Origin of the sequence: Streptomyces sp. NPDC047917 (genome assembly GCF_043204345.1) — a bacterium.
GTDB lineage: Bacteria > Actinomycetota > Actinomycetes > Streptomycetales > Streptomycetaceae > Streptomyces > Streptomyces sanglieri.
On the sequence record NZ_JBIDCA010000001.1, the window covers coordinates 539,257 to 559,870 of the forward strand.

Below are 20,614 nucleotides of genomic sequence, written 5' to 3' on the forward strand. Positions count from 1 at the left end.
GACAGCCCTTACCCGGCCGTCGTGCCCCGGCCCTGCGGCGGGTCCACCCGCACCAGGCCCGACTGGTAGGCCATGGCGACCAGCTGGGCCCGGTGCCGGGCACCCAGCTTCGTCATCGCGCGGCCCACGTGGGTGCGCACGGTCAACGGGCTGACGTGCATCCGGGCGGCGATCTCGTCGTTCGACAGGCCCTCGGCGGCCTGGGCCATGACCTCGCGCTCGCGGGCGGTCAGCACGTCCAGGGACTCCGGCGCGGCGACACCGCCCTCCGGGCGGGCCAGGTAGCGGGTGATGAGGGCCCGGGTAGCGGTCGGGGACAGGAGCGTGTCGCCCGAGGCCACCGTCCGGATCGCGTCCAGCAGCTCCTCCGGGCCCACGTCCTTGCCGAGGAAGCCGCTGGCGCCCGCGCGCAGCGCGCCGGCCACGTACTCGTCGATCTCGAACGTGGTGAGGATGAGGATGCGGGTCTGCCGCAGCGCCTCGTCGCGGCAGATCTCCTCGGTGGCGGCAAGACCGTCCATGCCCGGCATGCGGATGTCCATCACGACCACGTCCGGGGCGGTGGCGCGGGCCTTGTCCACCGCCTCCCGGCCGTCCGCCGCGACACCGACCACCTCCATGTCGTCGTTCGACTCGATCAGCAGCCGGAAGGTCCCGGCCAGCAGCGCCTGGTCATCGGCCAGCAGAACCCGGATGGTCACCGTGCCGTCCTCTCCTCGTCGTCCTGGTGGGTGTCGGGTTCCGCCGTCTCCAGGGGAAGCTCCGTGGTCACTTCGAAACCGCCGTTCGCCCGGTGCCCGGCGGCCAGCCAGCCGCCCGAGGACAGGGCCCGCTCCCGCATGCCGATGAGGCCGTAGCCCGGCTCGCCCGTCGTCCGCGGTCCGTGTCCGTCGTCGATGATGGTGAGGGAGAGCACCCGGCGCGTGTAGCGGAGCCGGACCGACGCCGTCGCGGAGCCCGCGTGCTTGGTGACGTTGGTCAGCGCCTCCTGCACGATCCGGTACGCGGTCAGGTCCGTGCCCGAGGACAGCGCCCGCCGCTCACCCTCCACCGACACCGAGACGACGAGGCCGGTCTGCTCGAACGAGGCGATCAGCTCCGGGAGCTGATCCAGCCCGGGGGAGGGTTCCAGAGGTGTCTCCGGGTCTCCCTCGCGGCGCAGCAGCCCCACCGTCGCCTTGAGTTCGCGCAGTGCGGAAGAGGTGGTTCCGGCGAGCTGGTCCATCATGTCCTGCGCCTGCTCGGGCCGGCTGCGCAGCAGGTAGGCGGCGGTGGCCGCCTGGGCGTGGGCGAGGGCGATGTGGTGCGCGACGATGTCGTGGAGCTCACGGGCGATCCGGGTCCGTTCCTCGCTCACCCGGCGGCGCGCCTCCTCCTCGCGGGTCCGTTCCGCCAGTTCGGCCCGTGCCTCCACGGCGGCGAGGTGGCCCCGCCGGTTGCGTACCGACTCACCGATGGCGCCCGCCAGCAGGGCGCACGAGAGGGTGCCGATCTGATCAGGCCGCAGCGGCGCGCCGTTGCCCAGGAAGATGGACATGACCATGAGGGTGACGGCTGCCCCGACCGAGTACACGATGGTCGTGCGGAGGTCGGTCCGCAGGGCCAGGAGGTAGAGGGCGACCAGGGCGGTGCCGGCGACGCTGGGGCTGGGGTCGAACCCGATATGGGTGCCCATGAGGGCCAGGAGGCCACCGCACACCGTCGTCACCGCCACCACCGTGCGCGGGAATCTGCGCTGTCCCAGCAGCAGGACGACGGAGGGCACGACGGCGGCCAGGGAGAAGGCGAGCGTCGGGGCGCGGACGATCCGGGCGTCGGTCAGGGTGCTGGCGAAGACCGCGAAGAGCCACAGCACCACGGCGATCGCCACATCCACGGCCCGGGGGTGGCGCCGGGCCCACTGCCACCAGTCTCTGAACACGCAGTCTCTCTTCCTCTTCCGCCATCCATGGTCCCCGACCCGTCCGCCGGCCCGCCCGCGCCTGCGGCCGCCGGCCCGCCCGTCACACGTACGACGGACGGGCCCGCGGCCGCTTCATGTCACGCCACCGCGACTCACACGCGTACGGGATCGGGGGCGGATTCCGCCGCCGGCGCGGGGGCCGACGGCCCGCCGCTGTTCAGCTTCTCGCCCTCCACGTCCACCTGCGGCACGACCTTCGCCAGCCACTTGGGCAGCCACCACGCCCGGTGGCCCAGGAGGGCGAGCACCGCCGGGACGACCGTCATCCGGACGACGAAGGCGTCGAAGAAGACCGCCGCGGCGAGGCCGACGCCCATCATCTTGATCATCGACTCGTTCATCCCGATGAACCCGGAGAACACCGCGATCATGATGACGGCCGCGGCGCCGACGACCCGCGCACTGTGCCGGAACCCGGTGACGATCGCCTCGCCGGGCCGTTCCCCGTGGACGTACGCCTCCCGCATCCGGGTCACGAGGAAGACCTCGTAGTCCATGGCCAGGCCGAAGACCACACCGATCAGGAAGATCGGCATCATGCTCATCACCGGGCCGGTCTGCTCGACGCCGAGGGCGTCGGCGAGCCAGCCCCACTGGAAGACCGCGACGATCGTGCCGAAGGCCGCCGCCACCGACAGCAGGAAGCCGAGCGCCGCCTTGAGCGGGACCAGCAGTGAGCGGAAGACCACCATCAGGAGCAGGAAGGCCAGGCCGACGACGAGCGCGAGGTAGGGCACCAGCGCGTCGTTGACCTTCTGCGACACGTCGATGTTCACCGCGGTCGCGCCGGTGACGAGCATCGTCGCACCGGTGTCGGACTTCAGGCCGCGGGCCTCGTCGCGGATGGTGTGGACGAGGTCCGTGGTGTCCTCGGAGCTCGGCCCGGTGGAGGGTACGGCGGTGAGCACCGCGGTGTCACCGGCCTCGTTGAAGCCGGGGGGCGTCGTGGCGACGATGCCCTCGGTGGCCGTGAGCTGCTTCGCGGCCCGTGCCGCGGCGGCCTTCGGGTCGTCCGAGCCCTTGGCGTCGACGACGACGGTCAGCGGGCCGTTGAAGCCGGGACCGAAGCCGTCGGCCAGGGCGTCGTAGGCGCGGCGCTGGGTGGTCGAGGTGGACTTCGACTCGTCGCCCGGCATGCCGAGCTGGAGATCGAGCGCCGGTACGGAGATCAGTCCGAGGCCGAGGACGGAGAACACCAGGACCGCGAGCGGCCGGCGGATCACGAAGCCCGCCCAGCGGGTGCCCAGGTTGGGCCGGGCGGCCTTGGCCCGCTGCCCGCCCCGGGGCCTGCGTGCGGTGCGCGGCAGAACGGCCTTCTGGAAGAAGCCGAGCAGCGCGGGCAGCAGCGTCATGGCGACCAGGACGGCGACCACTACGGTGCTCGCCGCGGCGAGGCCCATCTTGGTCAGGACGGGGATGCCGACCACGGCCAGGCCCGCCAGGGCGATGACCACGGTGAGGCCCGCGAAGACGACCGCGGAGCCCGCCGTTCCCACGGCCCGTGCCACGGCCTCCTCGGCGTCGTGGCCCTCCGTGCGTTCGGTCCGGTAGCGCGAGACGATGAACAGGGCGTAGTCGATGCCGACCGCGAGCCCCAGCATCAGGGCGAGCGTGGTGGTCGTCGTGGACATCCCGATGGCGACGATCGAGGCCACGCCCACGCCGATGCCGACGATCGCGGTGAGCAGCGGGAGGCCCGCCGCGGCGAGCGACCCGAAGGTGATGAGCAGGACGACCGCGGCGGCGGCGACGCCGACGAGTTCGGTGGTGCCGCCGAGTTCACCCTCGGGTATCAGGGCCGAACCGCCGAGCTCCACGGTCAGCCCGGCTTCCCGCCCGGCCTTCGCGGTGTCCTTCAGCGCCTTCGTGGTGGCGTCGGTGAGATCGATGCTCTGTACGTCGTACGAGACGGTGGAGTACGCGGTCCTGCCGTCCTTGCTCACCGCCCCGGCCATCTTGAACGGATCGAGCGCGCCCTTGACCTGGTCGCCGCCCGCGACATCCGCGACGATCTTCTCGATGGCCGCCTTGTTCGCACTCGCCGTGACCTTCTGGCCCTTCGGCGCGACGAAGACGATGCGGGCGTCGGCGCTGTTGGAGCTGCTGCCGGGGAAGCGCTGGTCCAGCAGGTCGAACGCCTTCTGCGACTCCGTCCCGGGCATGGAGAACCCGTCCTCGGGGGCGGCCGGCGCCTTGGCCGCGGCGAACGCGCAGGCGGCGAGTACCACCACCCAGAGCAGGGCGACGAGCCGGCGTCTCCGGAAGGAGAAGCGGCCCAGCCGGTAAAGGAAAGTAGCCACGAGAAAGCGCTCCAGTCTCTCGAAGGGATACCTCGATCCTTCGTGAGAGCGCACGTCATCGTCGTCGTGCGGCTGCATGGAGTCCTGCGTACTGTCGATGCAGTACGCGACCGGTCCGCCCTGCCCCCTGGGCGGGACCTCGCAGGCGTGTCGGACCATCCTCGGGGTGGGTGCCGCGTCCCCGGGGCCATCCTCGGCGAGCGGCGTCCCGGATCAGACCCGGGCCCCGGCGGGCAGTGCCGGCACGATCGCTCCGGAGCGTACGAGCACCCGGTGCAGATCGGTCATCGGTACGCCGGTGATGTCCGTCTTCCGGTCCGCGGCCATCGCCGCGAGCGCACCGGCCGCCTGCCCCGTCGCCATGGCCGTGGCCTGCACCCGCAGCGCGGAGTTCGCCGCCTGGTCGGAGCCGACGCAGCGCCCGGCGACGACGGCGTACGGGTTGCCGGCCGGGACCATCGCGTCGCGGGGCACGGTGGGGACCACCCCGTGGCGCAGATGGGTCTTGTCGATCCCGTTGCCGTCCGGGCGGTGGATGTCGATCGGGTAGAAGCTGTGGCACACCGAGTCGGCCCAGACCCGCCCGGCCAGGTAGTCCTGGCCGGTCACGGTCGTGCGGGCCGCGATCGTCACGCTCTCGCGGACCCCGACCTCCGAGGCGCGGAAGTCGAGCCGGAGGTCCTCAAGACCCGGCAGGGTGCGCAGGAAGCGGTAGATGCGCAGGACGGCCGCCCCGCCCGCGAGTTCGCCGGCGGTACGGCCCCGGCTGGTCGCGCCCTCGATCCCGACGAGGTGGATCGCGTTCTCGCCGCGCTTCGCCAGGAACGGCAGCAGCGGGCGGCCCCTGGAGCCGAGGTCCGAGGCGAGCAGCTCCCCCGATTCGACCGCCAGGGTGTGCCTGCGGTCGAGTTCTTCGTGGTCGAGGGCGTCGACGTCGTAGCCGGACAGCCGGATGTCGATGGTGCCGGGCTGACGGGCCGGGTTGCGGCGGCGCTCCAGCCCGGCGAGGCCGATCACGTCCGCGTCACCGGTGCAGTCGACGAGCCGCCGGGCGGTGACCGTTTCGAGCCCGTCCTTGCCGCAGAGCCGGAGCTCCCACAGATCACCGGTCCAGTGCGCCGACGCGGGCATGGTGTGCAGCAGCAGATCGATGCCGCTGCGGTCGACCTCCTCCAGGAGCAGCGCCCCGTACAGCGGTGCGTTCACCCGCACCTGCCGCTGCCAGTGCGGACGGTCGTCGTGGCGGAAGTCCGGGAGTTCGTCGCCGCCCAACTCGACTGCCCGGCACACCAGTTCCCAGCCGATCCCGGCGATGACCTGCTCGCCCCAGGCGTGGAAGAGCCCCGGGAACGCGACGTTGGCGCTGGTGGTCGTGCCGCCCAGCCCGGCGTTCTTCTCCACCAGCAGCGTGCGCGCGCCGAGCCGGGCGGCCTGCACGGCCGCCGGGACCCCCGAGGGCCCGCCGCCTATGACAACGATGTCGTACTCGTGTGCTCGCATGGACGCCTCACGCCGGGATCGGTGATTGATACGTTTCAATCGTACGGGGCGGACCCCGCCGGAGACGAGGGTGATGGCGCGATCGCGTGAAGTTCCGTCCACGTGGCGGGAGATGGAGAACGTGCGCTACGGTGACCACACCATCACGCTCTGTGTGCCTTCGTGTGCATAGGGCGGCCCTCGGCGGTGCGACAACACCAATCCGAGGGCCTACACCACCAGTGGAGCTGCGAGGCCACCGGAAATGCTGCGTCATGTTATCGCGCCGTCCGTGCGCTATACGAAGGCATCGAACGATGTCGTCCGCCATCCGCGTCTGGGCAGTGACGCGAAGCTCCTGGTCCTCTACGTCCAGGGACTCCCGGACGATGCCATCCACAAGCCGTTGGGCGAAATCGCCCGCGAAGTGCGCATCAAGGGCCGTATGTACCAGAAGGCGAAGAAGCAGCTGGTCGAGCACGGCTACCTGCACGAGTGGCGGAGCCAGGGCGAGGGAGGCCGCTGGCAGACCGAGCAACTCGTCGCGAACGCCCCCCTGACGAGTGAGCAGGCCCGGCACTTACGGATGGCTCAGTCCCAGGTCCTGCCCGCCGACCTGCCCGCAACTCAGGCTCCGGGCACACCGGTTGACCTGCCTGAAACTCGGCTTCTGGCCCAGCAGCCGATTGACCTGCCTGTGACTCAGCCTTCGGTCCGGCCGGTCGACCTGTCTGTGACTCAGTCTTCGGTCCGGCCGGTCGACCTGCCTGTAGACCGGCTCCCGGTCCAGCAGCCCGTCGACGTGCCCGTGACCCAGCCTTCGGTCGGACCGGTTGACCTGCCTGCAACTCGGTTCCTGGTCCAGCAGCCGGCCGACCTTCCCGTGACCCAGCCTCCGGTCCGGTCGGTCGACCTGCCCGTAACCCCGCCGCCGAGTACGCACTTTCCGACGGTCGGCGCACCGGCCCCCCGGACGGCCGGTGGTTATGAACCGGTAGAAGACCACAGTGATAAGACAACTCCCCACCCACCCCCCGAACCTGAGCCCGCGAAAGCTCACCTGCCCGAACCGGCCCCGCAGGCCACGGCGGCAGCGGACCCCGCCCAACTGGCGCGGGCGGAACGGGTCCTGCTCTCCCTGCGCCACACCCGCCGTGAACTGCATCTGGGCCTGCGCGAGGCCCGTGTCCTCGCCGTGGAGGCCGTCAAGTGGCTCGAACGCGGCCTGAGCGAATCCGACCTCCGCCACGCCCTGCTCGCCGAACGCCCGCAGGAAGGCGTCCGATCGGCCGTCGGGTTCCTGCGCTACCGGCTGATCCAGAAGCTCCCCGAACCCCCGGTCCGGTATCAGCCCCCGGAACGCCCGCCCCTTCCCGAACCCGTCGAATGCCAGGGCCCTGGCGACCCGCACGTGTTCCGCCCCCTGCTCGGCGAATCCGAATGCCCCGCCTGCCGCCTGGCCGCCGCCCGCTCCGAAGCGGTCCCCGAACACATCCCCTGGCGCGAACGCGTCGCCGCACTCGCCGCCGCACCGGCGACGACGCGGCCAGGCGCGGCACCGGGGCACGCGGGCCCGGCCTGATCCGGACGCGAGGCCCCGGCCCGATCCGGACGAGAGGCCCCAGGCCTGACCGGGGCCGCCTGTCAATACGCAGAACTCCCCATGTGATCCCCTCGCGCCGCCCGGCAGAGTCGGGCATGCGGGCAGGCGCCACGGGGGGACGGCTCCTGCGTTGCACGCGATGCCGTGCGCCTGCTCGCACAGAGAGGCGTGTCCGTACCTGGTGGGCCTCTACGGGACCGAGGCGGAGACACCCGGCCTCGGAGAGAAGGGGGATCCGACATGCGACCGATCAGCCGATTCACCGCCTGGGCCACGACCCTGGCCACCGCCGTGGGAGCCACGGTGGTGATCGCGGGAAGCCCGGCCGCCGCCGCCGGCGGAGGGTACTGGTCGATCTCGTGCGATTCCCCGAACGCGTGCATCAGGCTTTCGGGTGGACGCCAGGGCCCGGGCGGGCCGTACTGGAACATGATCGGCTGCGGCGTCCACGGCATCAGCGACTACTACGACCGCGGCTACGCCCATGGCTGGGCCTTCGACGTCCACTACGCGGACCGAAGGTGGGACCGCGTCGAGTTCGGGACCAACCGCCCGCTGGACCCCAACAACCGCGTCACCAGTGTCGACGTGCTCTGCTGACCCGGGCCCGACTGCCGTCCTGACAAGACCGCCACTTCGAGAAGGGGGATCCGAGATGCGTCCGATCAGCCGATTCGCCGCCTGGGCCACGACCCTGGCCACCGCCGTGGGGGCCACGGTGATACTCGCGGGAAGCCCGGCCGCCGCCGGTGGGGGGTACTGGTCCAACTCATGTGATTCCGGACGGGCGTGCATCAAGCTCTCGGACGGACGCTCGGGCCCGGGCGGAAAGATCTGGAACTTCGACGGGTGCGGGTACCACACGATCAACGACTTCTACGACTACGGCTACGCCCACGGCAATCCCTTCGACGTCCACTACGCGGACCGGTCCTCGGACCGGGTGCAGTCCTGGTCCAACCGCGGACTGGATTCCGGCAACCGCGTCACCGGCGTCACCGTGCTCTGCTGAGCCGCAGCACGCAGTGTGAGCACTCCCGCGGCCGGGGCGCGGGAATGCTCCTGTCCGGTGATCCGATCCCTACCGCCGCCGGGTGGCCGCCGCGACGGTCGCCATGAGTTCCGCGTCCAGTACGGACGGGTCGGCCAGCCGGGTCGGGGCCGCGTAGGAGTTGAGGAGCGCCTTGGTGACGCGCAGGGCGGCCTCGGGGCGGCGCACGATCGGCTTGGTCCACGCGGTGACCGCCGAGTCGAGTTCGACCTCGGGCACGACGCGTTGCAGGACCGACAGCTCAAGCGCCTCGATGGAGTCGAAGGCGCGTCCGGTGAGGATGAGTTCGCGGGCGCGGGCGGCGCCGACCTCATGGATGAGCCGGGGCAGTACGCCGCCCCAGGCGGTGGGGAGACCGAGCGCCAGTTCCGGCAGCCGGAACGAGGCGGTGTCGGTGCCCACGCGCAGATCGCAGGCGAGGGCCAGCGCGAGGCCCGCGCCGATGGCCTTGCCCTGGATCCGGGCGATGGTGACGGCCGGGTTGGTGGAGATCGCCTCGCAGACCCGGCGGGCCTTGTCGCCGGCGATCCGGATGCCGCGCCCGGTGGGGTCGTCGTCGAGCCAGTCGGCGAACTCGTTGCGGTCGCCGCCCAGGCAGAAGTCGTCGCCGGCCCCGCTGAGCACCAGCACCCGGACATCGGGGTCCGGCACCGCCAGGACCGCCAGCAGGTCGTCCAGCATCGCCTCGGTGACCGTGTTGCCGGTGGCGGGGGTGTCCAGCTCCACGCGGAGGACGGCGCCCTCGCGCTCGGCGCGCAGCGTGCTCGGCCGCCGGAACGGGGTCAGGTACTGCGGGAGCGAGAGCTTCATGCCGTCACACCCAGCGAGGTGATCCGCCGGAAGACCAGCCGGGACGCGTAACCGGCCGGAGTGACGGCGCGCAGGGTGGGGAAGCGTTTCAGCAGCTGTGTCAGGAGGGTGCGCGCCTCCAGGCGGGCGAGGGCCGCGCCGAGGCAGTAGTGCACGCCGCCACCGAAGGTCAGGTGCGTTCCGCCGCGCCCGACGTCGAAGGTGTCCGGGTCGGCGTTGCGCCGGGGGTCGTGGTTGGCGGCGCCGTACATGACGTGGACCATGCTGTCCTTGGCGATCGGAACGCCCGCCAGCACGGTGTCGTCGGCCGCGATCCGGGTATTGATGTGGATCGGCGGGTCGTACCGCAGGACCTCGTCGACAGCGGCGTCGATGTACCCGGGGTTCTCCCGGAGCCAGTCCCACCGGCCGGGCTCCTTCAGGAGCAGGTCCACCATGGCCGACAGCAGGGTGGCGGTGGTCTCCAGCGAGGCGATGGTGACGAACATGGTGAGCCGGTAGAGGATCTCGTCCGCCGTGTCCCGGTCGGGTTCCCGCGCGTCCCAGGTGTGGATCCAGCCGGTCAGCACGTCGTTGCCGGGGCCGGCCCGGCGCTGTTTCACCAGCTCGGTGAAGTAGCTCCGCAGCTGCTCGGTCGCCTCGGCGGAGACGGCGAGCTGGCTCTTGGTGGGCAGCAGCTCCTGGGCGTGCACCTGGTTGTGGGTGATCTCCAGGATGTGCGCGTGGTCCCCGGGCGGAATCCCCAGCCAGGAGCCGATGGTGCTGATCGGGAGCTGCTCGCTGACCGTGCTGACGAAGTCGGCCTCCCCCCAGCGCATCTTGTCGGCCAGCTCGTCGAGGAGCCGGGTGACGTGCTCCTCGACCTGCGGGGTCAGCCGCGCGATGGTCGACCGGTCGAAGAGGTTGCCGAGGCTGCGGCGCTGGCAGGTGTGCTCGGGGGCGTTGAGCCGGGAGAGGGTCTTGGTCATTTCCTGCGTGGCGACGGCTTCCCAGCGCTCGGTGTCCGCCTGGCGTTCCTGCCAGGCGAAGTCGGGCGCCAGCCAGTTGCGCCCGCGCAGCACCTCACTGCACGTGTCGTAACCCGTGACGAAGTACGCGTCCCAGGGAGCGCGTACGACATCGCCCATGTCTCTCAGATCGGCCAGCAAAGGGTAGGGATCAGCCTGCCCTTCGGGCGATTTGAGACGTCTCAGGAGAGAGATGAGGGCACGGCGGTCTACGGGGGGCCTGTCTGTGCCACATATAGCGCTCACGCAGAGTTCCTTGACCTGGGCTCATGGTTACCGGCAGAACCTACCCCTCCGCATATGCCGCCCAAGCGTGGATCTTTGTTGCCCGTATCACAGAGAAACCCTGATCCAGCCCCTTGTCAGTCGCCCCTCAGGTCTCAACTTCCTCCTGCGTCACTCCAGTTACGTGGGTGATGGGCCGGGATATGCGTACAAGTCGCCCGGCCCACCATGATCATGTCCGGTGCGTCACATCATGATCACGTCTGGTGCGTTGCGTGGTGATCACGACCGTGCGTCACACCCCGAACCCGTCCGGGTGCGTCACACCCCGACCCCGTCCGGGTGCGTCACACCCGGAACACGTCCAGGAAGGAACTCCACCAGCCCTTGGTCTTCTTCTGCGGCTCGGCGTGGTCGTGGTGCGCGGCGGGCATCTGGTCCGGGGCGGTGTTCCGGGAGGGTGCGGCCGACTGCGCCGCCGGCGGTGCCGAGGTACGGCGTGCCGGGGCGGCGCTGAAGAGGACGGGCAGCGACACCAGGGCCCGGTGGAAGGGGCCCGGCCGCCATTCGACCGTGGAGGGGTGCACCGCGAGGGTGAGGTCGGGCACGGTGTTGAGGATCTTCTCGATCGCGGTGAGGGCGATCAGCTGCGCGGGAGACTTCGCCGGGCAGACGTGCGGGCCCGCGCCCCAGGCGAGATGGGCGCCCTTGCTCAGGGTCTGGCGGGCGTCGGTGAGCGCGGGGTCGCTGTTCGCGGCGGCGAAACTGATCAGTACCGGGGTGTCCGCCTTCAGCGTCACCCCGCCCAGGTCGATGTCCTGGACCGGGTAGTGCGTCGCGTAGTTGGCTATCGGCGGGTTGTTCCACAGCACGTCGTCGAGGGCGTCCTCGACCAGCATCCCGGTGCCCCGCCGCTGCGCGACCCCGGTGTCGCTGGACAGCATGAGGAGCAGCGCGTTGGCGATCAGGTTGCGCTCCGGCTCGACGCCCGCACCCATCAGCATGACGAGCTGGTCCTTGAGCTCCTCGTCCCGCAGGCCCGCCGGGTGCTGGATGAGCCAGGAGGTGATGTCCTCGCCGGGCTGCCGCCGCTTGAGCGCGACGAGCTCCATCAGGCACTCGGTCAGCTCGGCGTTGGCCCGGAGCACGTCCTCGCCGTCGAAGATCGCGGACATGCTGCGGGTCAGCCGGTCGCCGATGTCTCCGGGGCAGCCGAAGAGCTGGTTGAACAGCAGCAGCGGCAGCAGCTTGGCGTAGTCGCCGAGCAGGTCCGCGCTGCCGCGCTCGATGAACTGGTCGATGAGGTAGTCGGCGATCCGCTCCACGTCCCGGCTGAGCCGGGTGGTGTTGAGCCGGCCGAGGCTCTCGGTGACCGCCTTGCGCAGCCGCAGATGCTCGGTGCCGTCCGTGAACAGGCAGTTGGGCCGGTACGCCATCATCGGCAGCACCGGGCTGTCCAGCGGCACCCGGCCCTCCCGCAGCGCGCCCCAGCGCCTCGCGTCCCGGGCGAAGAAGGACGGATTCTGCAGCACCCGGAGCGCGGCCTCGTGCTGCACGATCAGGGTGGCCTCCACACCGGGGGCCAGCTCGATCGGGGCGGCGAGTCCGTGCGCCCGGAATTCGTCGTACACGCGCTGCGGATCGGACGCGAACTCAGGCCCGTAGAGCGACGTCTGCCGCTCACCGCGCATCGGACACCCGGTGGGGGCGCTGTACGGGGTGGATCCCGGTGACGAGTCCATGTGTGATTCCTCGATGTGATCGCGGACCCTGAGGGCCCGGACGGCGGACGGAGTACGGCAGTCGGGTGGCAGCTTCTCAGGCCGCGTGTGCCGGCTCTCAGGCCACGTGTGCCAGAAGGTGCTGGACCAGGGTGATCAGGGCCTGCGCGGACGACTTCTCGTCCCGGGCGTCGCAGTACACGACAGGGGTGTCCGGCAGCAGGTCGAGCGCCTCGCGCAACTCCTCCTCGGCATGCCGGGAGTACGGATCGAAGCTGTTGACCGCGACCGCGTACTCCAGCCCGTACGTCTCGACCAGGTCGATCACCGGGAAGGTGTCGGCGAGACGGGCCGGGTCGACCAGGAGCAGCGCGCCGAGCGAACCGCGCGCCATGTCCTCCCACAGCTCGACGAAGCGCTGCTGGCCGGGCGTACCGAACAGGTACAGCACCAGTTCGTCGCTGAGCGTCAGACGGCCGAAGTCCAGCGCGACCGTCGTGGTCACCTTGTCGGGCGCGCCCCGCAGGTCGTCGATGTGCGCGCCGGCCTGCGTCATCCGCTCCTCGGTGCGCAGCGGGGTGATCTCGGAGAGGGTGCCGATCAGCGTCGTCTTGCCCACGGCGAAGTGCCCGACGACGAGGATCTTCGCCGCGCGCCGCACCGCGTCCGGGACATAGATGCTGTCAGCCGAACCGGACGTGGAGTCCATGCAACACCTCTTCGAGGATCTTCCTGTCAACGAGCTGAGCCGCCGGTGGCGCCTTGCGGCGCATCAGATGACCTTGTTCCGCTAAGTCGTTCAGCAGCAGCCGGGCCACCCCGACCGGCTGGCCGAGATGGCCGGCCACCTCGGCCACCGACAGATAGCCGCCGGAACACAGCTCCCAGATGGCCCGGACCTCCGGGCTCGGGCTCGGCGGCGGCTGCCGGTCGGGCGCGATGGTGACCAGGGTGACGAGGGAGAGGTCCTCCGCATCCGGCAGGCCGCGCCCGCCGGTGATGACGTAGGACCGGACGAACCCGCTGCTGACCGCCTGCTCCTCGCCCGGCGCCGTCATACGTCGATTCCCGCGTCCTGGCGGGGAGGTGTGGTCATCGCCTTCCCCAGCGCGGCGACCTGCTGCTGCATGCGGAAGGACATGGCCTCCATGTCCACATCGGCCGCGGCGGCCGCCGCCAGGTAGGCGCCGGTGCCCGCCGCGATCAGGAAGATCCAGCCGTGGTCGTACTCCAGCAGCGTCTGACGCCAGCGGCCCGGGGCCTGGGCACCGATGAAGGGCGCGACGGCCCGGCTCAGCGACTGCATGGAACTCATCGCGGCCGCCACGGTCTCCGCGTCGTCCCGGCCGATCTGACTGGAGCTGGCCAGCAGCAGACCGTCGGCGGAGACGAGGATCGCGTGCCGTGCGCCGGGTACCTGAAGCACATCGTTGAGTACCCAGGACAGGTCGGGGTTCACTGGAACTCGGGTCCTTCCGTCGTCGTCATGTCACGCCCGTACCGCGTTCCGCGCTGGAACGCGCCCAGACGCGAAGCGGTCTCCTCGTTGCTGCGCACCGGCGCGGGCTCGGCCGACGGCACCACAGACACCGGGCTCTTGCGACGACGCTTGGGCAGGCCACCGGCGGTGGTGGCGGTGGGCCCGGTGGGCTGCGGAGCGACGGCCGGCTGTCCGACCGGGGGGAACAGCGGGGTCGGGGACGGCGCGGGTGCCTGGCGCCGGGGGAGCGCCGCCACTTCCGCGTCGTAGTGGCCGGCGGCGACCGGGGGCGGCGAGGGCACGTCGGCGGTGAGCAGCTCGTCGGGCAGGAGAACCACCGCGCGTACGCCTCCATAGGGGGATACGGAGTCCACCGAGACCTTGAACCCGTAGCGGGCGGCCAGCACGCCGGAGACCGCGAAACCGAACTGCGGGGGGATACCCAGACTGGAGACGCTGATCGCGGCCTGCGGCGCGAGGAGGGCCGCCGCGCGGTCCTTCTCCTCCTGGCCCATGCCGAGACCGGCGTCGTCGACGATGAGGCAGACGCCCGTCGGCACGGCCTGGATGTTGATCTCGACCGGGGCACCGGGGGCGGAGTAGTTGGTGGCGTTGGCCAGCAGCTCGGCCAGGACGACCGCGACGGGCTCCACTGCCTTGCTGACGACCGAGAAGTTCACCTGCCCGTTGACCCGCACCCGGTCGAACTGCCGGATGCGCCCCTGGGCGCTGCGGGCCACGTCGAAGACGGAGGCGACGGTCTCCCGGCGCCCGAGCCAGCCGCCGCACAGCACCGCGATGCCCTGCGCCCGGCGGCCGAACTGGCTGTTGGCGTGGTCGATGGCCATCAGGTCGGCGAGCATGCCGGGGTCGTCGCCGTACTTCTTCTGGGCGTTCTCGATGACGACCTGCTGCTCGTCCGCGAGCCCCTGGAGGGTACGCACGGCGGCCTTGAGGACCGCCTTGGTCTCCTCCTCGGCGTCCCTGCGGACCTCGGCCAGCTCGGCGGAGTGCTGATGCGTCAGACCGGTGTGAGCGACATGGAGTTCGTCACGCTGGCGTTGCAACATGTCGCGTTGCTGGTGTAGTTCGGCGTTCTGTCTGCGGAGCCCGATATTGGTCTTTCGAGCCCGCAGAACGGCACCTACGGCGATCAGCGCGACGACAACCAGTGCCCACAGAAGAGGGCCCTGTGCAAATGTCATGAGACTCACTTCAAGTGCCATGGCTATGGATGCGGCTTGACGCTCCCTCATGTGCCGCAGTTGCCGGGCCGGTCGAGCCACGGGCTTGCGCCACCCCAGGGAAGGCCCCTCCGAATGTGGGGCCGAGGAGTCCATTCCTCCCGGAATGCCCCCATACGCCATCAGCCCACTGGAAGTAAGATGATCTTAACATCGGTCAGGCCGGCAAATGTCAAGACCGACACGCCAGTTGCACTCTTGGCGCCGAATGTTCACATGCGGGCCGGAGGACGGCCGCATCACCCCGGCCGGGTGCGCACGACGGGACCGGACGCCCGGAAGGGGTCACGGAGACGCCGGCAGCCGCAGCCCCGTGCACTTTCCGCGCCGCACCTGGTCCTTCGCGAACGCGGCCACGTACTCGCGCAACAGCGCGCTCCGCTCGCCGCGCTGCTTCGCCGTGGGAGGGCCGGACTGCCCGTCCGCCTTCCGGTAGGAGTAGTCCTCCCCCCACTGCGCGCCGAAGCCGACGTTCTCGCCGTCGCATTCGGCGACGGCCCACGCCCGGGAATGGGTCGACGAGGGCTCCCGGAAGGCGCCCTCGCCCCGCACCGAGCCCACTACGCGCAGGTCGGAACCCCAGTCCCCGAGCCAACTGGTGAGTTCCACCAGCGGTTCGCCCGGCCGCGTGCCGCCGCCCTCCTGCGGTGCGTACAGGGTGCACCGTCCGACGACCCCGCCGTCCGCGACGGCGACGCGCACCCGCCCGTCGCGCCCCTCCGCCGGTACGCGGGTGGTGGCCAGAGCGCCGCAGGCGGTGCCCTTCGCCTCCGCGCGGGGCACGTACGCACCCGTGTCCGGCACCGCCCCGTCCTCGGGCGCGGGCAGCGGCGCGCCCCCGCAACCGAGCTTCCCGGTCACCTCGTTCGTCATCCGCACCGCGAGCCGCAGCATGGCCGCCTTCTCCTCGCGGCTCTCGGCGAAGAAGGCCCAGGTACCCACCAGCAGCCTGCGGTGTTCCGCGGCGGACCCCTTGCCGCCGCGCGGGCACTCGGGCATCAGGTAGACGACGCTGTTGTCGGTCTCGAAGCCGGGCAGCCCACCGGGCAGCACGGCGTACGGCGGCCGGGCGCTGCCGATGAGCGACAACTCGTCGTTCCGGTCGGGCCCGTCCGGATAGGTGTCCACGGCGACCACGACCTTGTCCAGATCGGTCGTCAGTACGCAGTGGTACTCGCCGAGTTCCTCGTCGAAGGACTCCTCCTGCTTCCCGAGCCGGGTGTCCGGCCGCACGGCCTTCAGGTCACCGCCCGGCAGCTTGCCGCCGCACGCCTCACGCGCCAGCCACCAGTCCTTGAGCGGCGCCCGGACCGAGGCCCCGACGGCGACCAGCACGGCCAGCGTGCAGATCACCCCCCACAACAACCCGCGGTGCCGCCGCGCCCAGTCCTCCACCCGTTCTCCCAGGTCCACCCGTTCCCCCCGGTCCACTCGTACGCCACTGCGACCCCACCAGTGTGAACAGCCCGCCGGACCGCCCGGCAGGCGGGTGTCGGTGGGCGGGTGCCGGCAGGCGGGTGCGGGTGGGCGGGTTAGGCCCTGGGCGGGGTGAAGATGCGGTCCAGATGGTGGCGCAGCACCTCAGCGGCCGATTCGGCCGGCCGCTGACCCACCAGAACGCTGGTGCCCATGCCGGCCGCCATGGCGAGCAGGCTGATGGCCTCGGTGCGCGCGTCCACGCCGGGATCGGCGAGACCGTCCTCCTGTGCCTGTCGCAACAGTCCGGCCAGGGCGTCCTCCGCGGCGTCCGGGCTGTCGACGAACGGCTGTGCCGCCAACACCTCGTCGGTCACGGAGAGGATCGCGTACGAGCTGTAGAGGAGGTGAAAGGTCCGGCTCTCCTCGTCGGTCGGGAGGGAGGTCAGGAGCAGTGCCTCGGCGGTCGCGCGCGGCCCCGGGTTCTCGCCGGTGGCCCGCAGCCGGTCGCCCACGCGTGCGGTGAACCGGTCGGTCAGGTGGCGGAGCCCGTAGAGCAGCAGTTTCTCCTTGGTCCCGAAGTAGTACTGCACGAGCCGCAGCGATACGCCGGCCTCGGCCGCCACGTCCCGCATGCCGACCGCGTGCAGCCCGCGCCGCCCGGCGACCCGGACGAGCGCCTCGGCGATCTGCCCCCGGCGTTCCTCGTGGTCCACGCGCTTCGGCATGCTCTCGTGTCTCCACCCGTCGGTCGTGCCCGCACCGTCCGGCTGCTCGGCTGCTCGCCTGCTCGCCTGACCGGACGCCTTCATGGTACCGCCGTATTATCTCGGGGGCCGACTGCCCGGAGCCGGCCGACGCCCGGACGCCGGGCTTCATGAACGCCGTGAACGTCGCCGCGGCCACCGCCGCCGTCGCCGCTACCGCCACCGGCGTCGACTGCGGCGCCGCCCCCTACTCCGGCGGATTGAGCTTGCGGAAGTACGTCCAGCTGGTCTCGTTCGGCTCGCTCCACTTCTCCGGGGCCCGGGCGAACTCCGGGTGGCGGCCGGCGATGTAGGCGCGGGTCCGCTCGGGGACCTCGGCGTACGAGCCGAGCTTGCGGCCCCGGCAGTGGAAGGTGAGGCCGCCGGGCCGCTGCCCGCGGGCCATCCACGGGAGCCACGGCGACATCCGGGACCACGACATGGTCGCCGGGACACTGGGGGCCGGACCGGCCAGGTCGACCCGGTCGGCGAAGAACTGGAAGAGCTCCAGGGCCTTGTACGTGTCACCCGCCGAGTGGACCGGGTACTGCGCCACCGGCAGCGGCGAGGGGTAGGCGAGCGGGATCTCCAGGCTGAAGCAGAGCTGTCCGCCGAGCTCGGTCGTCGGGATCGGGAAGGGGCGCCACTTCTGGTTCGCCGGGTCGTTCCAGACATGCACCACCGGCAGGTCCTGCCAGGTCTCCAGGATCTCGCGGGTGGCCGGGTCCAGGTAGAAGGCGGCCTCGCGGGTGAGCAACCGGTAGGCGTCGGGCCCGTCTTCCGCGTCCTGGACCAGGCGGGCGACGTTGAGCCCTTCGAAGCCGAAGACGCGCTGGTAGGGCTCGTCGGGCGCCCAGGAATACACGTCCCCGGACCACCAGTACGTGACCTCCTCGCCGTCGAGCGATGCGCGGGTGCGGGCGAAGGAGCGGAGCAGCTCTGCGGGTGTCGTCATACGGACCACTCTGCGCGACCCCAGCCCCGGCCGGACGGGAAACGCCCTGAGCCGGAGCGGAAGCGGCTGGAAGAAGCCGCCCCACCGAAAACTGTCGCGATCGGTAATTGACAAGAAGCGCCGAACAAAAGGCAAATGACGAATAGTCACCTCCGATAGTCTGGTCATTCTTGATCAGGCCACTGCCTCTGGAGGTTGCACGGTGTCCGAACCCGGCGGTGCGGGCCCCTTGCCCGGCGCTGTTCCCCCGCCCCAGGCCCACGCGCCCCGTCCCTCGATGCCACCCCCGCCCGGCCCCGCGACTCCGCCCGGCCCCGCGACGCCGCCGGGGCCGACGCTCCCGACGCCCCCGCCCGCCCCCACGATTCCGCCGGGCCCGCCGTCCCCCGCCCCGAGCGGCGGGATGAACAAGGGTGCGGTGATCGGGGCGTTGGTCACCGCGGCGGCCACCATCGTGGCAGCCGTCATCACCGCCGTGGCCGTGGGTGACAACGGCAAGCCCGCGGCACAGCCGGGACCGGCCGCCTCCACCCGGCCGTCCGCCACCGCGCCGTCCCCGTCCAGGCCCGGGTCCCCGCCCGCCGCGCAGCCGGTCCAGTCCCTCCCCGCCCAGGACCCGGCCCCCGAGGTGTCGGCGAATCCCCGGATCGAGGCGAACCCGGACAGCGGGGCCGTCGGCTCGGTGGTCACCCTCACCGGCTCGGGCTTCGCGTCGGGCGAGCGCGTACGCATCACCTTCCACGGCAGCTACAGCGCGGATTGGGACCTCCGGGACGTCACGGCCTCGTCCGACGGAGGTTTCGTCGCGGAGATCAAGGTCCCCGCGACCTATGCGGACGACCAGCAGAAGTCGGTCGAGGTCAGAGGGCTGGACAGCGACAAGCGCGCCGACACCCCGTTCACCGTCACCGAGTGACTCCGGCCGCCTTCACCGTCACCGGGTGACTCCGGCCGTCGGCGGCCGGCCGGCGGTCGCCCAATGGCAGGTGAATGGGCGGCCGGGAACGCGGCTGAACCCGGACTGTAATCTTTTCGTCTTCCCTTGTCGGGCGGACTGTTCTTCGTGAGGGAGAAAGCGGTCCGATCGGAAGGTGGCGAGCGGAACCCGCCTTTACATCTGACCAAAATCTAGAAAATCGGCCGAAAATTGAGAAATCGAATATCGCAGGACCTTTCGCGAATGGATTCCGGACCCCCGCTCCCCTTGTGGCGCCGGCCACGGGCGAGGCTCTGGGCCCTGGCGGGTGTCGTGACCCTCGGCTTCCTCGTCGCGCTGGAGATCGCCGCGCACCACTACGGCCTGCCGGGGCCGATGGTCAGCCAGGCGAAAGAGGTGGTGGTCGCCCCCAAGTCGGGCTTCCTGCTGTACTCCGGCATGGCGCTGATGATGCTGGTGCTCACCTGGCGGCAGCGGTTCATCGCGGTTGCCGCCGCGATCGGTATCGACGTCGTCTTCCTGGTGGTCCGGTGGGCGGCCGGCATCGAGGTGACCGAGGGGCATCCCTTCGGCAACGGCGCGCTGTGGGTGATCCTGGGCGTCGCGGTCATCGCCGTCACCCGCCGCACCGGCCCGGAACGCGCCCTGCTACTGAAGGGCGTCGGGCTCGGCCTGCTGCTGGTGGCGGGCCGCAAGACCGGTGACACCTGGCTGCTCATCACCTCCAAGTCCCGCCCGATGGTGCTCGACCAGTACGTGGCGGTCGCCGATCACGCGCTGGGCAACCCGTCGTGGCTGGTGGGCCGGCTCGTCACGGCCACCGGCCCGATCGGCTTCAACTTCCTCGACATCGTCTACGGCCAGCTCGCGGTGGCCGCGGTCCTCGTCGCCCTGTACCAACTGCGCAATGTGGCCGTCGAACGCCGCTTCCCGGTCCACCACCTGGTGCGCACCTTCCTGGTGATCGGCCTCCTCGGGCCGGCCATCTACATGATCTTCCCGGTGGTCGGGCCGCTCTACGCCTATGGCACCGGCACCGAGCACTGGGCGTCCGTCAGCCTGTGGTGGTCGGACACGTCGTCCAGCGCGCCGTGGTCGCTGGGCGACCTGTGGCCGGTGACGCCGGCGCCGGTCGAGGCGCCGCACTCCATGCCGTTCGACGGGATCACCCCGCGGAACTGCATGCCCAGCCTGCACACGGCATGGGCCACCGCGATCTTCATCCATTCCCGCAGGGGCCCGCGGTTCCTGCGGTACGCGGGCACGTTCTGGCTGATCGCCACACTCACCGCAACGCTGGGATTCGGCTATCACTACGGCGCGGATCTCATCGCCGGCGTGGTGTTCACCCTCACGATCGAGGCGGCCCTGCGCTCGTTCGACCGCGGCTGGGACCGATCGGGGCTCCGGCTGGTCGCCTACGGCACAGCCGTCTTCGCGGCGCTCCTGTTGTCCTACCGCTACCTGCCGTTGGAGATGGCCAGGCTCCCGTGGGTGGCCGGACCACTGCTCGTACTGGCGATGGCCTCGGTGATCTACGGCTATGTGCGGACCACCTCCCGATGGGAGCCGGCCACTTCATCGGCGCGGCAGCCGGAAGCACAACCCGAGGCGGTCTGAACCGGCCCGCCCCCGACGGCGGTCCGGGCGGGGGCGGCGCCGTCAGCACGAACGGAC

Annotated in this window: 19 protein-coding genes; 5 read left to right on the top strand and 14 right to left on the bottom strand. The window is 71.0% G+C overall.

The window, feature by feature from the left end; genetic code table 11:
• Window positions 1–8 precede the first annotated feature (8 nt).
• From ACGF8B_RS02385 to ACGF8B_RS02400, 4 genes are all read right to left on the bottom strand, one after another.
• The gene (locus tag ACGF8B_RS02385; RefSeq protein ID WP_392733995.1) at window positions 9–701 is read right to left on the bottom strand and encodes a response regulator; all 693 of its coding nucleotides are present in this window, start codon (window positions 699–701) and stop codon (window positions 9–11) included.
• Complete coding sequence (locus tag ACGF8B_RS02390) at window positions 698–1,921, bottom strand: sensor histidine kinase (protein ID WP_392733996.1); 1,224 nt, start codon at window positions 1,919–1,921, stop codon at window positions 698–700. Before ACGF8B_RS02390 ends, ACGF8B_RS02385 begins: the two co-directional genes overlap by 4 nt.
• A 134-nt stretch (window positions 1,922–2,055) precedes the next feature.
• A complete protein-coding gene (locus tag ACGF8B_RS02395) occupies window positions 2,056–4,263 on the bottom strand; it encodes an MMPL family transporter (RefSeq protein WP_392733997.1) in 2,208 nt (735 codons plus the stop codon).
• A gap of 213 nt (window positions 4,264–4,476) precedes the next feature.
• On the bottom strand, window positions 4,477–5,763 hold the full coding sequence (locus ACGF8B_RS02400; protein ID WP_392733999.1) for an FAD-dependent oxidoreductase: 1,287 nt from the start codon (window positions 5,761–5,763) through the stop codon (window positions 4,477–4,479).
• A 244-nt stretch (window positions 5,764–6,007) separates the two neighbouring features.
• Between ACGF8B_RS02400 and ACGF8B_RS02405 the strand changes: the two genes are divergently transcribed.
• The 3 genes from ACGF8B_RS02405 (at window position 6,008) to ACGF8B_RS02415 (ending at window position 8,357) form a co-directional block, all read left to right on the top strand.
• Window positions 6,008–7,324, top strand: a complete 1,317-nt coding sequence (locus ACGF8B_RS02405; RefSeq protein WP_392734000.1) for a hypothetical protein — start codon at window positions 6,008–6,010, stop codon at window positions 7,322–7,324.
• Window positions 7,325–7,585: 261 nt separating this feature from the next.
• A complete protein-coding gene (locus ACGF8B_RS02410; protein WP_392734003.1) occupies window positions 7,586–7,945 on the top strand; it encodes a hypothetical protein in 360 nt (119 codons plus the stop codon).
• 55 nt (window positions 7,946–8,000) lie between these two features.
• A complete protein-coding gene (locus ACGF8B_RS02415) occupies window positions 8,001–8,357 on the top strand; it encodes a hypothetical protein (RefSeq protein ID WP_392734005.1) in 357 nt (118 codons plus the stop codon).
• Window positions 8,358–8,426: 69 nt separating this feature from the next.
• Here the strand turns inward: ACGF8B_RS02415 and ACGF8B_RS02420 are convergent, their stop codons facing one another.
• The 10 genes from ACGF8B_RS02420 to ACGF8B_RS02465 form a co-directional block, all read right to left on the bottom strand.
• Window positions 8,427–9,206, bottom strand: a complete 780-nt coding sequence (locus tag ACGF8B_RS02420) for an enoyl-CoA hydratase/isomerase family protein (RefSeq protein WP_392734006.1) — start codon at window positions 9,204–9,206, stop codon at window positions 8,427–8,429.
• Entirely contained in the window at window positions 9,203–10,333 is a 1,131-nt protein-coding gene (locus tag ACGF8B_RS02425; RefSeq protein ID WP_392734008.1) for a cytochrome P450, read from the bottom strand. Before ACGF8B_RS02425 ends, ACGF8B_RS02420 begins: the two co-directional genes overlap by 4 nt.
• A gap of 452 nt (window positions 10,334–10,785) precedes the next feature.
• A complete protein-coding gene (locus ACGF8B_RS02430) occupies window positions 10,786–12,180 on the bottom strand; it encodes a cytochrome P450 (RefSeq protein ID WP_392734011.1) in 1,395 nt (464 codons plus the stop codon).
• A 97-nt stretch (window positions 12,181–12,277) separates the two neighbouring features.
• Entirely contained in the window at window positions 12,278–12,868 is a 591-nt protein-coding gene (locus ACGF8B_RS02435; RefSeq protein ID WP_072487819.1) for an ATP/GTP-binding protein, read from the bottom strand.
• The gene (locus tag ACGF8B_RS02440) at window positions 12,843–13,217 is read right to left on the bottom strand and encodes a DUF742 domain-containing protein (protein ID WP_392734013.1); all 375 of its coding nucleotides are present in this window, start codon (window positions 13,215–13,217) and stop codon (window positions 12,843–12,845) included. The genes ACGF8B_RS02435 and ACGF8B_RS02440 overlap by 26 nt, the downstream gene beginning before the upstream one ends.
• Window positions 13,214–13,618 carry a roadblock/LC7 domain-containing protein gene (locus ACGF8B_RS02445; protein ID WP_124719686.1) on the bottom strand — a complete coding sequence of 135 codons (405 nt, stop codon included), beginning with the start codon at window positions 13,616–13,618 and terminating at the stop codon, window positions 13,214–13,216. Before ACGF8B_RS02445 ends, ACGF8B_RS02440 begins: the two co-directional genes overlap by 4 nt.
• Window positions 13,615–14,844, bottom strand: coding sequence for an ATP-binding protein (locus tag ACGF8B_RS02450; RefSeq protein WP_392734015.1), 1,230 nt, complete (start codon window positions 14,842–14,844; stop codon window positions 13,615–13,617). Before ACGF8B_RS02450 ends, ACGF8B_RS02445 begins: the two co-directional genes overlap by 4 nt.
• Window positions 14,845–15,168: 324 nt before the next feature.
• Window positions 15,169–16,296 carry a hypothetical protein gene (locus ACGF8B_RS02455; protein ID WP_392734017.1) on the bottom strand — a complete coding sequence of 376 codons (1,128 nt, stop codon included), beginning with the start codon at window positions 16,294–16,296 and terminating at the stop codon, window positions 15,169–15,171.
• Between the two features lie 119 nt (window positions 16,297–16,415).
• Window positions 16,416–17,027, bottom strand: coding sequence for a TetR/AcrR family transcriptional regulator (locus ACGF8B_RS02460; RefSeq protein WP_392734019.1), 612 nt, complete (start codon window positions 17,025–17,027; stop codon window positions 16,416–16,418).
• Window positions 17,028–17,253: 226 nt separating this feature from the next.
• Entirely contained in the window at window positions 17,254–18,000 is a 747-nt protein-coding gene (locus ACGF8B_RS02465; RefSeq protein WP_392734021.1) for a DUF1838 family protein, read from the bottom strand.
• 418 nt (window positions 18,001–18,418) lie between these two features.
• On the opposite strand from ACGF8B_RS02465, the gene ACGF8B_RS02470 reads away from it, so the two are divergent.
• Window positions 18,419–18,916: an IPT/TIG domain-containing protein gene (locus ACGF8B_RS02470; protein WP_392734022.1), complete on the top strand. Its 498-nt coding sequence runs from the start codon at window positions 18,419–18,421 to the stop codon at window positions 18,914–18,916.
• Window positions 18,917–19,180: 264 nt separating this feature from the next.
• Window positions 19,181–20,557 (top strand): phosphatase PAP2 family protein, encoded by a 1,377-nt coding sequence (locus ACGF8B_RS02475; protein WP_392734023.1) that lies wholly within the window; start codon window positions 19,181–19,183, stop codon window positions 20,555–20,557.
• Window positions 20,558–20,614 lie beyond the last annotated feature (57 nt).

Bases quoted from the DNA above. Each gene is read 5' to 3' on its own strand.
- ACGF8B_RS02400 (WP_392733999.1), bottom strand. From the start codon at position 5,763: ATGCGAGCACACGAGTACGACATCGTTGTCATAGGCGGCGGGCCCTCG.
- ACGF8B_RS02405 (WP_392734000.1), top strand. From the start codon at position 6,008: ATGCTGCGTCATGTTATCGCGCCGTCCGTGCGCTATACGAAGGCATCG.
- ACGF8B_RS02410 (WP_392734003.1), top strand. From the start codon at position 7,586: ATGCGACCGATCAGCCGATTCACCGCCTGGGCCACGACCCTGGCCACC.
- ACGF8B_RS02415 (WP_392734005.1), top strand. From the start codon at position 8,001: ATGCGTCCGATCAGCCGATTCGCCGCCTGGGCCACGACCCTGGCCACC.
- ACGF8B_RS02420 (WP_392734006.1), bottom strand. From the start codon at position 9,206: ATGAAGCTCTCGCTCCCGCAGTACCTGACCCCGTTCCGGCGGCCGAGC.
- ACGF8B_RS02425 (WP_392734008.1), bottom strand. From the start codon at position 10,333: ATGGGCGATGTCGTACGCGCTCCCTGGGACGCGTACTTCGTCACGGGT.
- ACGF8B_RS02430 (WP_392734011.1), bottom strand. From the start codon at position 12,180: ATGGACTCGTCACCGGGATCCACCCCGTACAGCGCCCCCACCGGGTGT.
- ACGF8B_RS02435 (WP_072487819.1), bottom strand. From the start codon at position 12,868: ATGGACTCCACGTCCGGTTCGGCTGACAGCATCTATGTCCCGGACGCG.
- ACGF8B_RS02440 (WP_392734013.1), bottom strand. From the start codon at position 13,217: ATGACGGCGCCGGGCGAGGAGCAGGCGGTCAGCAGCGGGTTCGTCCGG.
- ACGF8B_RS02450 (WP_392734015.1), bottom strand. From the start codon at position 14,844: ATGACATTTGCACAGGGCCCTCTTCTGTGGGCACTGGTTGTCGTCGCG.
- ACGF8B_RS02460 (WP_392734019.1), bottom strand. From the start codon at position 17,027: ATGCCGAAGCGCGTGGACCACGAGGAACGCCGGGGGCAGATCGCCGAG.
- ACGF8B_RS02465 (WP_392734021.1), bottom strand. From the start codon at position 18,000: ATGACGACACCCGCAGAGCTGCTCCGCTCCTTCGCCCGCACCCGCGCA.
- ACGF8B_RS02475 (WP_392734023.1), top strand. From the start codon at position 19,181: ATGGATTCCGGACCCCCGCTCCCCTTGTGGCGCCGGCCACGGGCGAGG.